At 56.3% G+C, this 14,161-nt stretch carries 13 protein-coding genes; 8 read left to right on the top strand and 5 right to left on the bottom strand.

Going from position 1 to position 14,161, the window contains the following annotated elements:
* The first annotated feature begins 303 nt into the window (after positions 1 to 303).
* Entirely contained in the window at positions 304 to 1,065 is a 762-nt protein-coding gene (locus GOV87_RS17045; RefSeq protein ID WP_171212571.1) for a mannosyl-3-phosphoglycerate phosphatase, read from the top strand.
* Between the two features lie 19 nt (positions 1,066 to 1,084).
* Complete coding sequence (locus GOV87_RS17040; RefSeq protein WP_171212570.1) at positions 1,085 to 2,314, top strand: glycosyl transferase; 1,230 nt, start codon at positions 1,085 to 1,087, stop codon at positions 2,312 to 2,314.
* Here GOV87_RS17040 and GOV87_RS17035 read toward each other — a convergent pair.
* Positions 2,298 to 4,043 carry a sugar phosphorylase gene (locus tag GOV87_RS17035; RefSeq protein ID WP_171212569.1) on the bottom strand — a complete coding sequence of 582 codons (1,746 nt, stop codon included), beginning with the start codon at positions 4,041 to 4,043 and terminating at the stop codon, positions 2,298 to 2,300. The two genes, GOV87_RS17040 and GOV87_RS17035, sit on opposite strands and share 17 nt — an antisense overlap.
* A 133-nt stretch (positions 4,044 to 4,176) precedes the next feature.
* The gene (locus GOV87_RS17030) at positions 4,177 to 4,794 is read right to left on the bottom strand and encodes a TetR/AcrR family transcriptional regulator (RefSeq protein ID WP_171125690.1); all 618 of its coding nucleotides are present in this window, start codon (positions 4,792 to 4,794) and stop codon (positions 4,177 to 4,179) included.
* A gap of 146 nt (positions 4,795 to 4,940) precedes the next feature.
* Here GOV87_RS17030 and GOV87_RS17025 point away from each other — a divergent pair, with 146 nt between their 5' ends.
* From GOV87_RS17025 to GOV87_RS17005, 5 genes are all read left to right on the top strand, one after another.
* Positions 4,941 to 5,870 carry an AEC family transporter gene (locus tag GOV87_RS17025; RefSeq protein WP_171212599.1) on the top strand — a complete coding sequence of 310 codons (930 nt, stop codon included), beginning with the start codon at positions 4,941 to 4,943 and terminating at the stop codon, positions 5,868 to 5,870.
* 105 nt (positions 5,871 to 5,975) lie between these two features.
* Complete coding sequence (gene fghA, locus GOV87_RS17020; RefSeq protein WP_171212568.1) at positions 5,976 to 6,809, top strand: S-formylglutathione hydrolase; 834 nt, start codon at positions 5,976 to 5,978, stop codon at positions 6,807 to 6,809.
* 3 nt (positions 6,810 to 6,812) lie between these two features.
* A complete protein-coding gene (gene sthA / locus GOV87_RS17015) occupies positions 6,813 to 8,261 on the top strand; it encodes a Si-specific NAD(P)(+) transhydrogenase (protein ID WP_171125686.1) in 1,449 nt (482 codons plus the stop codon).
* Positions 8,258 to 8,713 (top strand): YaiI/YqxD family protein, encoded by a 456-nt coding sequence (locus GOV87_RS17010; protein ID WP_171212567.1) that lies wholly within the window; start codon positions 8,258 to 8,260, stop codon positions 8,711 to 8,713. Before sthA ends, GOV87_RS17010 begins: the two co-directional genes overlap by 4 nt.
* A 102-nt stretch (positions 8,714 to 8,815) precedes the next feature.
* A complete protein-coding gene (locus GOV87_RS17005) occupies positions 8,816 to 9,436 on the top strand; it encodes an HAD family phosphatase (RefSeq protein WP_171212566.1) in 621 nt (206 codons plus the stop codon).
* A gap of 1 nt (position 9,437) precedes the next feature.
* Here the strand turns inward: GOV87_RS17005 and GOV87_RS17000 are convergent, their stop codons facing one another.
* Entirely contained in the window at positions 9,438 to 10,673 is a 1,236-nt protein-coding gene (locus tag GOV87_RS17000) for an MFS transporter (protein ID WP_171212565.1), read from the bottom strand.
* A 146-nt stretch (positions 10,674 to 10,819) separates the two neighbouring features.
* Here GOV87_RS17000 and zapE point away from each other — a divergent pair, with 146 nt between their 5' ends.
* Positions 10,820 to 11,878, top strand: a complete 1,059-nt coding sequence (gene zapE, locus GOV87_RS16995) for a cell division protein ZapE (protein ID WP_171212564.1) — start codon at positions 10,820 to 10,822, stop codon at positions 11,876 to 11,878.
* A 64-nt stretch (positions 11,879 to 11,942) separates the two neighbouring features.
* On the opposite strand, the gene GOV87_RS16990 is transcribed toward zapE, so the two are convergent.
* Both GOV87_RS16990 and accD read right to left on the bottom strand, forming a co-directional pair.
* The gene (locus tag GOV87_RS16990; protein ID WP_171212563.1) at positions 11,943 to 13,217 is read right to left on the bottom strand and encodes a folylpolyglutamate synthase/dihydrofolate synthase family protein; all 1,275 of its coding nucleotides are present in this window, start codon (positions 13,215 to 13,217) and stop codon (positions 11,943 to 11,945) included.
* Positions 13,214 to 14,146 (bottom strand): acetyl-CoA carboxylase, carboxyltransferase subunit beta, encoded by a 933-nt coding sequence (gene accD / locus GOV87_RS16985; protein ID WP_171125675.1) that lies wholly within the window; start codon positions 14,144 to 14,146, stop codon positions 13,214 to 13,216. The genes GOV87_RS16990 and accD overlap by 4 nt, the downstream gene beginning before the upstream one ends.
* Between the last annotated feature and the right edge of the window lie 15 nt (positions 14,147 to 14,161).

Genomic DNA, 14,161 nt, shown 5'->3' with positions numbered 1-14,161 from the left:
CGCCGACCTCCCAAGATAGTAAGGCCGAGCCGCCGTATCGGGCAGCCCTTGCCAATAATCTGCAACTGTTGGGACACTTACACCATGGAAGATGTAACTGCCCAGAGGGTGTGTTTTGGACCCGTACCCAAAGTGCCCATGGTTAAAACTCAATACCGAGCCAGATAGCGACCACCACGCAATTGCCCAAATATTGGGCGTAAGATTTGGGTTTGACGCGCATTTGGCCAGAATGGATTTACTTCCGATGGTCACGGATTTTTACTTCCACTCAATGAAAGAACGAATTGATCGCCCTTCCCCATGACCGCCGACCCAAAATTGCTGGTTTTCTCTGATCTCGACGGGACGCTGCTGGATCATCACAACTATAGTTGGGCGGCTGCTCAGCCGGGACTTCAACGCTTGTCGGAAATCGGCGCGGGGCTTGTATTGGCCAGCAGCAAAACAGCGGCAGAGATTGCACCGCTGCAGCAGGAACTTGATGTTACGCGAATGCCGGCAATTGTCGAAAATGGGGCGGGTATCCTGTGGCCCGATGCGCCCGATATTGAAGGTGACCATTATCAGGACTTGCGCACGGCGCTTTCCCAACTGCCCACGGGATTTGTCGGGTTTGGCGATATGTCCGATCAGGATGTGGCAGATGCGACGGGGCTCAACCCCGTTCAAGCCGCCCGTGCTCGAACGCGGAAATTCAGCGAGCCCGGGCTGTGGACGGGCACGGAGGCCGAGTTGGACCACTTCGTAGCACAAGCGCGCAACATGAGTCTTTTTGCCCGTCGCGGGGGGCGGTTCCTGACCGTATCCTTCGGCAAAACCAAGGCGGACGCCTTAAGGGAAGTTGTTCAGCAGCTAAGACCAAGCCGATCAATCGCCTTGGGTGACGCGCCAAATGACATCGAAATGCTAATGGCTGCGGATCAAGGCGTCGTGGTTGCAAATCCGGATGGGCCGGGCATTCCGCCTTTTCCACCTCATATCGAACCACGCATATTCAGGACAGACAGCAACGGTCCCCAAGGTTGGTCGGAGGCAATCCTGACCCTGACTGCAGTGTTCTGACAAAAACAAGGCGAACGACATGGCAGACTTCCATCAGAACGGAAATATAACGACGCTGCACAATTTGCGCAGCAGACCCAGTGGTCACCTGTCGCATGAGATTTCGGTCTTTGCACAGACCCGCAAGATCACCCTGATCCTTCCGTGTCTTTATTCCGAGCTGGAGGGGCCGGCCCTCGCTGGTATCCTCAAGGAACTGTCGCAGGTCCCGTATCTTCACCGCGTCATCATCGGCCTGGACCAAGCGGATGAAGAACAGTACCGCAAAGCCCGTGCGTTCTTTGCCGACTTGCCGCAAAACCACGCTGTTATCTGGAATGACAGCCCTCGTCTGACGCATCTTCAGGAACATCTGAAAGCCTTGGGCCTTGCGCCGCAGGAACCCGGCAAGGGTAAGAATGTCTGGTCTTGCATCGGCTATCTTCTGGCCTGCGCGGACAGTTCCGTTATGGCGATTCACGATTGCGACATTGTCACGTATAACCGCGAGATGCTGGATCGACTGGTTTATCCGGTGGTCAACCCGACCTTTCCGTTTCAGATGGCCAAAGGGTTTTACCCCCGTATCGGGTCTGGCAAGCTGAACGGTCGTGTGACGCGCCTTCTGGTCAGTCCGCTGCTGATCGCGTTGAAAAAGGTAATCGGGGACCGCGATTACCTCGATTATCTGCGCAGCTTCCGCTATCCACTGTCGGGTGAGTTTGCAATTCGCACCCCTACCCTGCCCGATTTGCGCATTCCTTCCGACTGGGGGCTTGAGATCGGAGTGCTGTCCGAAGCGTGGCGAAATCTGGCCCCGAAATCCGTCTGTCAGGTCGAAATTGTCGACAATTATGACCACAAACATCAGGAGCTGTCCCCTGAGGACGCAAATCGTGGCCTGTCGCGCATGTCCACCGATATCTGCAAGGCGATCTTCCGCAAACTGGCCGCCGACGGAACGGTGTTCACGCCCAATACCTTCCGTACACTCAAGGCGACCTATTACCGCTCGGCGCTGGACTTGCTCGAAGGGTATTACACCGACGCCAAGATGAATGGGTTGGAATTGGACCGCCACAAGGAAGAGAAATCCATCGAACTGTTCGCCGAAAATATCATTCGCGCCGGGCAGGTGTTTCTGGACAACCCGCACGAGACGCCGTTCATTCCCACATGGAACAGGGTCCATTCGGCTGATCCTGAATTCCTGCTGCGCCTCAAGGCGGCGGTGTCCGACGACCTGGACGAATTCAGCCCGCGTTCGTGATCCAGCGGCACTGATACGGGGCCAGCACAATATCGGGGCCGTTGGTGGCCAGGATTTCTCCAGTCAGGGCATCCGTCCAGGTTTCCTCGGCAATCATGTTGATCTCGGCAGGGCTGACGTGGACCTGCTCGGCCGAGACGTTATGCAGCGCAAAGATCGACTGGCTGCGATCCAGACTTTGCCGCCAGATGCCAAAGACGTGATCATCCAACCGCAGGGTGAATTGCGTGGCGTTCGGGTGAAAGGCCGCCTGTTGCGCCCGCAGGCGCAGACGTTTGGACAATTCGGACAGCACCAGCGCCTGATTTGACCCCGGATCGGCCAGCCTTGCCAGCAGGTCAGGGTAATGCCAGCGATGCCGGTTGATTGCCCGGTTCATGCCCCGCCGCGCAACAGCCTCGTGATCATTGGGTGTGGCCAGCAGGGAATGGATGTAAAAGGCCGGTATCCCTTCCAAAGACATCACGATGGTCTGTGAACAGATGAACCGCGCCAGATGGTACTGATCGGGGCCTTGAAATGTCTCGGCCATGGCTTCGAAATAGCCGCAGTTCAACTCATAGGGTTCTTCGCGCCCGTCAGGCAGCGCGCGCATCGAAACCAGCCCGCCAATGCGGCGCACCGTGTCGATCATACGCTCTTTTTCGTCGGGCGGCAGCAATCCCTCGGCCGGACGCATCCCGATCCCATCGTGGCTGGCGGTGAAATTCAGATACGCGCAGCCCAACTGGGCCGGAGGCATCGCGGCTTGCCATTCGCTCAGATATTGCGCTGTGCCTGACTGCATTGCGTGCAGGATCAAAGGGGGCAGCGGGAAATTGTAAACGGCGTGCGCCTCGTTCCGGTTGCCGAAGTAACTCAGATTCTCGGTCCGCGGGACGTTTGTTTCGGTCAGCAGTACAAGTGTTTCAGTTGCATAGTCGCACAGCAACCTGAGAAGCTGCACGATCGCATGGGTTTGTGGCAAGTGAATGCAGTTGGTGCCGATTTCCTTCCAGATGAAAGCCACCGCATCCAGTCGCAATATCCGCACGCCTTTGTCGATATGCAGACGGATAATCCGCAACATCTCGACCAAAACCTCGGGGTTCGAGAAATCCAGATCGACCTGATCGTGGCTGAACGTGCACCAGACGTATTTCTCACCCTCGCTGGTATCCACTTGCCGCAGCAACGGCGTGGTGCGGGGGCGCACAACCTCGGACAGATCATCTTCGGGTGACGCTTCAAAAAAGAACCGGTCGTGCGGGGATTTGCCCTGAAGGTAGTTGGTGAACCACGCGCCCTGGCTTGAGACATGATTCAACACGAGATCGGACATCAGATGAAAATCGTCCGCGATACGCGTGATATCCGTCCAGTCACCAAGCTGAGTGCTGACGCTATAGTAATCGGAAACAGCGAACCCGTCGTCCGAAGTGAAGGGAAAAAACGGTAAGACGTGAACGCCGTTGACCACCCCGGTCAGGTGTCGAACGAGAAAATCGTGTAACAGGTCCAGGGGTTTGTGCGCCTGATCTTCGATCGAGTTACCATAGGTTATCAGGACGCTGTCTTTCTCTGACCACAACTTATTGCCGGGCTTGCGGCCTTGTTTGCGCCTGTGCGTATTGGATGGCCAAAAGGCATCGGATACCTGTCGCGCCAATTCCGATTGATCATGGTCAGGGTAGATCTGAACAAGCAGGTCATTCAGGCGCCGGGAGAAGCTGGTATTATCACTGGTCAAGAGTCACAGGCCCTTCGCTGCATCCGCCTGATGGTTTTCCAGAACGGTCAGCCTGTCAAACCGAACGGCGGTTCTTTGACTCAACCTGCACCACCTTGCACATTTTTTGGACATGTAACCGGTGACAGAAGGCTCACACAGCGTAGCGGGTCATGAACATATCAACTGCCTGCCGCGCCACTTCGTCGATTTCAGACTGGGAAAAGCTATTCTGAATGCCAAATGCGGCACGGGCCCAGATGCGCACTTTACAAAGCTCTGAGAATTGTTCTGCGGCGATCTGCAAATCGTCGATGGCAAGCTCGCCTTGATTAACGGCCTTCCTAAAGTATTCCACCAAGTGCCGGACGCCGTTTTGCGGACCGGCCTCATAAAATGCTTGACCCAATTCCGGGAACCTGTCGCGTTCGGCCACGCAAATGCGGAAAACCTGCTGCGCAAACTCGGACACCAGAAAAGTAGTTAGTTGGGTTGCAGCTACAGTCAGCACCTCGCGCACTGGTTTGGAATCGTCGATCATCGACAAGACGTTTTCAGCCATCCGGCTGCATTCGGTATGAGCAACTTCCATGAACAAAAGGCGTTTGTCAGGAAAGTAGCTGTACAAGGTCGCCTTTGAGACACCAGCCGCGCGTGCGATATCGTCCACACTTGCGCCTTCGAAACCATCTGCCATGAATACTTCACGGGCACCGCGTACCACTTGATCGAATTTGCGACCTGTACGCAGAATGGTGGCTGACTCGGGCATTGTTTCTCCTTGGCTGCAGGTTCCAAGTTTATAAACCGTTCAGTTCAGATTCAACGATTCTCGCAGAAACTCCCTTGGGTGAACTACCGGACCCGCTTTGGGCAAGCGGGCTTGCCGCCAGTTCAAACCGTGCTAACACTCTGGCCATGGTCGATATCTTTCTGCGCACACTTCCTTTCTTTGCGATCATCGGCCTTGGATATTGGGCCGGGCGCAGCCGTTTTTTCTCGGAAGATGCAACAGCGTATCTAACAAAATTTGTCTTCTATTTTGCGTTGTCGGCGATGCTGTTCAGATTTGCCGCCACGCTTCCGTTTGCTGAAATCTTCAATGCGAAGCTGGTGCTGGGATACCTTCTGGGCACCTTCGCCGTCTATGCGCTGGCAACATTCGTTGCCTGGATCAGGGGCTTGGACATCCCCACTTCGGCGGTCGAAGCACAGTGTGCCGCCATTGGCAATGTTGGTTTTTTGGGCCTGCCGATGCTGGCGCTTCTGTTCACCGAGGCCGCAATCGGGCCGGTTATGTTGGTCCTCACAGTGGATCTTGTTGTCTTTTCGTCGTTGATCGTCATCTTGATCAACGGAGGGCGGGATGGGCGGCTGACCCCGTCTACGTTTCGGTTGATTGCTGTCGGGCTGATAAAGAACCCCATGATCGTTTCGATCTCGGCCGGGATGCTGTGGTCTGCGTTTCAAGTCCCGGTCCCAGTACCACTGAACGACTTTCTGACAATTTTGGGTGGTGCCGCGACGCCCGGAGCCCTGTTTGCAATTGGCGCGTCATTGGCCAGCAAGTCGGCGGAACGCGTGCAAATCGCGGGTTGGCTCAGCTTTTGCAAACTGGTGGTACATCCTGCCTGTGTCGCAATCGTCCTGATTTGGGTGATCCCCGTCGCGACATTTCCTGCGTCAATAGCCATCGCTGCGGCCGCTCTGCCGGTCGCGGGCAACGTTTATATGCTGGCCGCACATTACGGCATTGCGCCGCACAGGGCATCGGCGGCAATCCTTCTGTCTACTGCCGCAAGTATTCTGACTGTACCCGTCGTGATTGCGTGGGTGGGAACGCTTTAGGTTTCTGCGCTTCGAATTATCCCCTTAACCCGTCGCGCACAGGCTTTACGCAGCGGCTTGGTAAGGGTAGCCATGGCCCGAACCTAACGTAAGGACACGAGCCAGATGGAAACCCTTTCGGAAAGCGCCTGTTTCGGGGGCGTGCAAGGCGTCTATCGCCATACCTCCTCCGCGTGTAACTGCGACATGACCTTTGGCTTGTTCTTGCCCGCTGAAGCAAAAGACGGACCCGTCCCTGTACTGTGGTATCTGTCCGGGCTTACATGCACCCATGAAAACGCAATGACAAAGGCCGGGGCGCAGGCGTGGGCGGCTGAACAGGGAATTGCGGTCGTGTTTCCCGATACTTCGCCGCGCGGTGAAGCCGTGGCTGATCACGAGGATTACGATCTGGGTCAGGGCGCCGGGTTTTATGTCAACGCGACGCAAACCCCATGGGCCCCCCACTTTAACATGTGGGATTATGTGGCCGAGGAACTGCCCGCGCTGCTGGCAGAACATTTCGCGATTGATATGGATCGTCAGGCCATCACTGGGCATTCCATGGGTGGCCATGGTGCGCTGACGCTGGCGATGAACTTGCCGGGGCGGTACCGTTCAGTTTCGGCCTTTGCGCCGATCTCGAATCCGACGGGGGCGGATTGGGGCCGCAAACAACTGGCCGCCTATCTAGGGGATGATGAGGGCGCCTGGGCCAAGCATGATGCCTCGCTGATGATGAAGGAAAAGGGTTTTGACGGACCTGTCTTGATCGACACCGGGGCCAGTGACCAGTTCATTGACCTGCTGCGCCCCGAGGCCCTGGCAGAGGCCATTGCAGAGCGTCGCCAGCAGGCCACCTATCGCCTTCAGCCGGGCTATGATCATTCGTATTTCTTTGTATCGACCTTCATGGAAGATCACATCACCTTTCACGCCGAGGCGCTGTACGGAGACTGAGGCATGAGCGACTTTGATTACGACCTGATCATCATCGGGTCTGGCCCCTCGGGGCGGTCGGCAGCGATTCAGGCGGGTAAGCTGAAACGCCGGGTGCTGGTGATCGACCGAAAGGATCGGTTCGGCGGCGTGTCAGTACATACCGGTACGATCCCGTCAAAAACCCTGCGTGAAACGGTTCTGAACCTGTCGGGCTGGCGCGAGCGCAGCTTTTATGGCCGCTCGTACCGGGTGAAGGATCAGATCCGCGCCGACGACCTCAAGGCGCGTCTGCACATGACGCTGGATCATGAAGTTGACGTTCTGGAACATCAGTTCAACCGAAACCACGTGGAAACCCTGAATGGGCTGGCGCGATTTGTCGGCCCGCATGAGGTTGAGGTTGCGACCGACGCTGGTGACACGACCCGCCTGACCGCCGCAAAGTTTCTGATCGCGACCGGGACCAAAACTTACCGCCCCGACTATGTGCCATTTAATGGCAAGACCGTGGTCGATGGGGATGACTTCCTTGAAATGGCCGAAATCCCAAGGTCGCTTTGCGTGATTGGCGCAGGTGTGATTGGGGTGGAATATGCCACCATGTTTTCGGCGCTGGACGTGCGGGTTACGCTGATCGAACCGCGCGACACGTTTCTGGATTTCATCGACAGCCGCCTGATCCACGATTTCACTCACCAGATCCGCGAGAACGGCGTGGACCTGCGTCTGGGTTCCGCGGTCGAAAAGATCGAAGACGCAGGAGGCCATGTCGAGGTGACTTTGGCCAATGGGCGTCACGTGCGGTCCGAGATGCTGCTATTTGCGGCTGGCCGAATGGGTGCGACCTCGGCCCTGAACTTGTCGGCCGTGGGGCTTGAGACAGACCACCGCAACCGGATCAACGTGGACCGCAAAACCTATCAGACTGCCGTGCCACATATCTATGCGACGGGCGACGTGATCGGGCATCCTTCGCTGGCATCGACATCGCTGCAGCAGGGCCGCGTCGCCGCGTGTCACGCCTTGGAGACCCCTACCCTCCCAGAAAGCCCGTGGTATCCCTATGGCATCTATTCGGTGCCCGAGATTTCCACCTGCGGCATGTCCGAGGAAGAACTGCAGGAGCGCGGCATCCCATACGAGGTCGGCGTGGCACGATTCCGCGAAACCTCTCGCGGGCATATCATGGGCTTGGAACATGGTATGCTGAAGATGCTGTTCTCGCTAAAAACCCGGCGGGTTCTTGGCGTGCAGATTGTCGGCGAAGGCGCGACCGAACTGATCCACATCGCGCAGGCGGTGCTGAACCTGAAGGGAACGGTGGATTACTTCGTACAGAATACGTTCAACTATCCGACGCTGGCCGAGGCGTACAAAATCGCAGGTCTGGATGCTTTCAACCGAATGCCCATTCCGGATGAGTTCAAGGTGCGCAAGACATCAGCCGAAAAAAAGGCGAAGAAGGCGTGACGACGCTGTTCATCGACGCCGACGCCTGTCCGGTTAAAGCCGAGGCTGAACGCGTCGCTACGCGGCACAAGGTGCAGATGGCTCTTGTCTCCAATGGTGGCTTGCGGCCTTCGGCCAATCCACTGGTGCAAGTTGTTATCGTATCTGAGGGTGCGGATGAGGCCGATAAGTGGATCGCTGAACGTTGTGGCGCAGGCGATGTTGTTGTCACGTCCGATATCCCGCTTGCCGCGAAATGTGTTGAAGCTGGCGCGCGCGTATTACGCCCCAACGGCGAAGCGTTCACCGCAGCCAATATTGGGCAACAACTGGCTATGCGTGACCTGATGGCAGACCTTCGCGCCGCCAATCCGCTTGGTGCAGGTGGTGGCGGCAAACCCTTTGGCAAAGCCGACAGATCGCGGTTTCTGGACGCGCTGGAACGGGAATTGAGGGCAGCGCAAGAAGCATAGTCCTCGCGCCGGAGGGCGTTTTGCGCTGCGGTTGGGTCTTGTCAATCGGCGCCTGGCTTGATTCAGTCGGCGCCGACATAAACCTTCAGAACAGGTGTGCTCATGGCGGTTGAAGCCGTAGTTTTTGACATCGGAAATGTCCTTATCGAATGGCAGCCCGAACGTTACTACGACAAGGTGATCGGCGAAGACCGTCGCCGGGCCATGTTTGAAGAAGTCGATCTACATGGAATGAACGACCTTGTGGATCAAGGACATCACTTCACGGACACGATCTATGACTGGGCCGAGAAATACCCCAAGTGGCGCGAAGAAATCCGGATGTGGCACGATAAGTGGATCGAACTGGCCGCGCCCGAAATTCCGCATTCGGTCCGTTTACAGCGTGCTTTGCGGGGAAAAGGCGTGCCAGTTTTTGCTCTGACCAATTTTGGAGTACAGAATTTTGACTATGCGACAACGGTCTACCCATTTCTGAACGAGTTCGACAGGCACTATGTTTCGGGCAGGCTGCAAGCGGTCAAACCACACGTCCCTATCTACCAAATGGTCGAAGAAGACTGCGGCCTTTCACCCGATACTTTGTTGTTCACCGATGATCGCCTTGAAAACATTGAAACGGCGCATTCACGTGGATGGCAGACGCACCACTTTGAGGGCGCGCAGGGGTGGGCTGATCGCCTTGTTAAAGAAGGACTGTTGATGCCCGAAGAAGCCGTCTAGCTCAGGCGGGGACTGCATCCCTGTTTTCACGTATCGGCAGGTGAACGATTGCGCTGAATGCCCCGATTGCGACCCCAATCCACCAAACCAGCGTGTAATCGCCATATTGGTCATAAAGGCGTCCCCCAAGCCAAATACCCAGAAAACTGCCAAGCTGGTGGCTGAAAAAGATAATCCCGTAAAGGGTGCCCATGTAGCGCAGACCGTAAAGATGCGCGACCAGACCCGAGGTCAGCGGCACGGTTGCGAGCCAAAGCGAACCCATGACCAACGAAAAGACAACCACGGAAAGTGGTGTGATCGGAAAGATAATGAAGGCTGCGGCCGCAAAAGTTCGCGCGGTGTAGACGGACGCCAGAAGGTATTTCTTGGGATAGCGACTTCCGGCCCATCCCGCCAGCAAGGTCCCTCCGATATTCGCCAGACCAATCAAAGAGATGGACACGGCCCCCAGCGCCGATGTCGTTGTGATGCCAATGGAATGTAAAATACCCCCCGACATGATCGGGCCGCACATCTCGGTCACGAAGGCAGGGAAATGGGCTGTCACAAACCCAAGCTGATACCCGCAGCTAAAGAATCCAAGAAAAATGAGGGTGTAGGAAGGATCGCGAAGGGCCCGCCCCAATATTTCCCCCATGCTTTCCTGTAATTCTGCCTTCGACACCGTTTGCGGTGCCCGCATGAAAGGCAGCGTCAAAATCAATGCAAGAATCGCGATGGCGAAGACTATAAATACCTGCTGCCAAGGAAGAAATGTCAGCATCCATTCGGCTGCCGGAGCACCAATTATCTGCCCACAACTGCCGGCGGCGGTTACCAAGGCAAGAGACATTGACCGGTTTTCATCCGAAGAGGCACGACCAACGACGGCAAGCACAAGGCCAAATCCCGTCCCGGCAATGCCGAACCCAACAAGCCATGCATACATCTGATGTTCAAGCGGCGTCACCGACCACGCTGACAGTACCATGCCAGCGGCATAAGTCAGTGCCCCCAACACGATGGCACGCCGGTCGCCAGTTTTTTCCGCAATAGCGCCAAATATGGGCTGTCCGATTCCCCATGCCAGATTCTGAATCGCGATAGCCATCGAAAAATCTGTGCGCAGCCATCCGAACTCTTGTTCAATCGGGATCTGGAACACACCAAATGACGCGCGCACGGCGAAACTGACCGTCACGATAATACAACCGACGATCAGGATAGGATTCAGACGGCGCGGTGGCTGGGGCATTGAAACCTCATGACATTGGAAGGCAGACGCTAAATCAAAATTTAGTCCGGTCAATTCAGAAGTTTTGGGGCCGTAGATAAGCAAAATTGATGCAGGGCAGGTCTGGCTGCTTTTCAATGCGCGATGCAGAGGGTATGCCTCGGGCTATGACGGATTTGATTTCGCTTTATGAGGCTCGCGTCGCAGATGGAACCCTCACACGGGATGACGCGCAAGAGGCAGTTCTACCGCATTTTGAACGCATCCGCTCAGCGTTGGCGAAACCGGTAAAGCGCGGTTTGTTTCGCAAGCCACCCCCGCCGCCTAAAGGATTGTATCTGTGGGGCGGCGTTGGGCGCGGCAAGTCCATGTTGATGGACATGTTCGTCGACGCCCTTGACGGTATTCCGGCAAGACGCGTGCATTTTCATGCCTTCATGCAGGAAATTCATGCCGGTATGCACAAGGCCAGAAACGATGGTGTTGAAGATGCCTTGGCCCCAGTTGCGGACGCCGTGGTCAAGTCGGTTCGGTTGCTGGCATTTGATGAAATGCAGATCACGGATATCACGGATGCCATGATCGTTGGGCGTCTGTTCGATCTGCTGCACGCAGGTGGGGTTGTCGTGATCACGACGTCGAACCGTCACCCCGACGACTTGTACAAGGATGGATTGAACCGGCAACTCTTCCTGCCGTTCATTGCCCATATCAAGGAACTGCTGCAGGTGTGGGAGCTGATCTCGCCAACGGATTATCGCCAAAACCGTTTGGAAGGTGCGCCTGTCTATTTCTCACCCATTGGACCTGAAGCACGGCAGAACATCCGCTCGGTCTGGAACGACCTGTCCGGCGGCGTTGCAGATCCGTTGATATTGCAGGTCAATAGCCGTGCGGTTGAGTTACCTGAGTTTCGGAATGGTGTTGCACGGGCCAGCTTCTATGATCTTTGTGGTCGGATGCTGGGGCCTGCGGATTATCTTGCCATCGCAGAGGCGGTCAAGGTTCTTGTGCTAGAGGATATCCCCCGTCTGTCGCGGAACAACTTTAACGAAGCCAAGCGCTTTGTGACGTTGATTGATGCGTTGTACGAGGCCAAAGTGCGGCTGATCTGCTCGGCAGCGGCTGAGCCGGAGATGCTGTATGTCGAAGGTGAAGGCACCTTTGAATTTGAGCGTACCGCGTCACGTCTGCGGGAAATGCAGGATCAGGATTGGGGGAATTAGGGGGCTCTGCCCCCGCCGCGGCAAGCCGCGCCTCCCCCGGGATATTTTTAGGCCAGGTGAAGTATCAGGCGTTTTCGCGCAGGACGTTCCCAGCCAGATAGAGGGAACCGCAGATCAGGACGCGAGCCTGAGGATCATTGCCGACAATGGACTGAAGGGCATCTGTGACGCTGTCTGCAGTGGTCGATGCCAGTCCTACCTGGGCGGCGGCGGCGGCGGTTTCATCCGCGCTAAGGGTTGCGGCCTCGCCCGGAATTGAAACGGCCGTCAGGCTTTGGCACTGATTGGCCAAGGGCTTTAGGTACCCGGTTACATCTTTTGTGTTCAGCATGCCGCAGATCATATGCGTTGGGCGTGACGGAAGTTTCGCAAGCACATCCGCAAGCGCAACACCCGCGGCGGCGTTGTGACCGCCATCCAGCCATAGTTCAGCATCTTGGGCTTGCTCGACCAAGGGACCCGACTTTAACCGTTGCATCCGTGCGGGCCATTCGGCCTTTGTTACTGCGGCCTCATACGCGTCGTCACCCAGATCCAAATGACGCATGACGGCAAGGGCCGCGCCTGCGTTCTGAATCTGGTGCGCGCCCAGGAGGTTTGGCAGAGGCAGGTCACGCAGACCTGTTTCGTCCTGATACACGAGACGCCCGTTTTCTTCGACGACATGCCAGTGCTGGCCATGAATCAACAGGGGTGCGCCAAGGCGAGCGGCGGTGTATTCAATCACCTCCAGCGCTTCATCTTGTTGCGGCCCAACGATACAAGGGACTCCGGGTTTGATGATGCCCGCCTTCTCGGCCGCTATTTTTCCAAGGGTATTCCCCAGAAACTGTTCATGGTCGATGGATACAGGGGTGATTACTGTGACCGCAGGATTGTGCACGACGTTTGTCGCGTCCAGACGTCCACCCAATCCGACTTCGAGCAGGGTGTAATCCGCAGGCGTGCGTGCAAATGCTAGCAGCGCGGCGCAGGTTGTTATTTCAAAATACGTGATGGTATCGCCGTTATTCGCGGCGTAACACTCGTCCAGTACTTCGGTAAGTGCAGGTTCAGAAATCAATTCTCCGGCGAGGCGGATGCGTTCGTGAAACCGTGCCAGGTGAGGTGAGGTATAGGCATGGGCCTTAAGACCTGCCCCTTCCAACCCGGCGCGGATCATGGCCAGGGTCGACCCCTTGCCATTTGTTCCGGCAATATGGATGACGGGCGGTAGTTTTTCCTGCGGATAGTCCAATGCGGCCAGCAAACGCCATACGCGATCCAAGGTCAGGTCAATGATCTTGGGGTGAAGCGCCATCATCCGTTCGAGGATGAGGTCCGACGACTGAGGGGTCATTTCTCTTGTGCAGTGTCAGCCGGATTGCCGGGCTGTGCTTCTTCAGGTTTGGGGGCTGGAAGGTCACCTTTGACCGCAGGAGGTTGATTCATCAACATCCGCGTGATGGTGATCAGTTCCTCACGCATTTCTGTACGCTTGGTTACGCGGTCCAACATCCCATGATCCAAAAGGTATTCCGCGCGCTGGAACCCTTCGGGCAGCTTTTCGCGAATTGTTTGTTCAATAACGCGCGGCCCGGCAAAACAGATCAGAGCGTTGGGTTCTGAGATATGCACGTCGCCCAGCATCGCATATGATGCCGTAACCCCGCCGGTCGTCGGATGGGTTAGCACGACAATGTAAGGCAGGTTGGCTTCCTTGAGCATTTCAACTGCCACCGTTGTACGCGGCATTTGCATCAGGCTTAGAATGCCTTCCTGCATCCGTGCGCCACCCGCAGCCGAGAACAGGATCAGCGGGCGCTTGAGTTTTACTGCCTCTTGCGCGGCGGCAATGATGGCGTTGCCGACATACATGCCCATCGACCCACCCATGAAGGAAAAGTCTTGTGCGGCGGCAATAATCGGCGTGCGCCCGATTTCACCCTTGGCAACAAGCATCGCTTCTTTTTCGCCCGTCTTTTTCTGGGCCGCCTTCATGCGATCGGGATATTTTTTCTGATCCCGGAACTGCAGCGGGTCGTCTTTGGGGGCGGGAACGTCTACCTCGGTGAAGATTCCGCCATCAAAAAGATGCTTGAACCGGTCCCGCGGCGTGATCGCCATGTGATGGTCGCACTGGGTACAGACATTTTGGTTTTCCGCCAGCTCGCGGTGAAACAGCATCGTCCCGCATTCGTTGCATTTGTGCCAAAGGTTTTCGGGCACTTCCCGACGCGAGAAGATCGAGTTGATCCGGGGGCGGACGTAATTTGTGATCCAGTTCATATCGGAACCTTGCTA

This window comes from Ruegeria sp. HKCCA5426 (genome assembly GCF_013034585.1).
Lineage (GTDB): Bacteria > Pseudomonadota > Alphaproteobacteria > Rhodobacterales > Rhodobacteraceae > Ruegeria.
The sequence above is the reverse complement of the archived record's forward strand: the minus strand, read 5'-3'. Positions and strand labels throughout refer to the sequence as shown.

Excerpts from the sequence above, each read along its gene's own strand:
- sthA (WP_171125686.1), top strand. The coding sequence starts at position 6,813 with ATGAGCGACTTTGATTACGACCTGATCATCATCGGGTCTGGCCCCTCG.
- zapE (WP_171212564.1), top strand. The coding sequence starts at position 10,820 with ATGACGGATTTGATTTCGCTTTATGAGGCTCGCGTCGCAGATGGAACC.
- GOV87_RS16990 (WP_171212563.1), bottom strand. The coding sequence starts at position 13,217 with ATGACCCCTCAGTCGTCGGACCTCATCCTCGAACGGATGATGGCGCTT.
- GOV87_RS17025 (WP_171212599.1), top strand. The coding sequence starts at position 4,941 with ATGGTCGATATCTTTCTGCGCACACTTCCTTTCTTTGCGATCATCGGC.
- GOV87_RS17045 (WP_171212571.1), top strand. The coding sequence starts at position 304 with ATGACCGCCGACCCAAAATTGCTGGTTTTCTCTGATCTCGACGGGACG.
- accD (WP_171125675.1), bottom strand. The coding sequence starts at position 14,146 with ATGAACTGGATCACAAATTACGTCCGCCCCCGGATCAACTCGATCTTC.
- GOV87_RS17005 (WP_171212566.1), top strand. The coding sequence starts at position 8,816 with ATGGCGGTTGAAGCCGTAGTTTTTGACATCGGAAATGTCCTTATCGAA.
- GOV87_RS17000 (WP_171212565.1), bottom strand. The coding sequence starts at position 10,673 with ATGCCCCAGCCACCGCGCCGTCTGAATCCTATCCTGATCGTCGGTTGT.
- GOV87_RS17030 (WP_171125690.1), bottom strand. The coding sequence starts at position 4,794 with ATGCCCGAGTCAGCCACCATTCTGCGTACAGGTCGCAAATTCGATCAA.
- GOV87_RS17040 (WP_171212570.1), top strand. The coding sequence starts at position 1,085 with ATGGCAGACTTCCATCAGAACGGAAATATAACGACGCTGCACAATTTG.
- fghA (WP_171212568.1), top strand. The coding sequence starts at position 5,976 with ATGGAAACCCTTTCGGAAAGCGCCTGTTTCGGGGGCGTGCAAGGCGTC.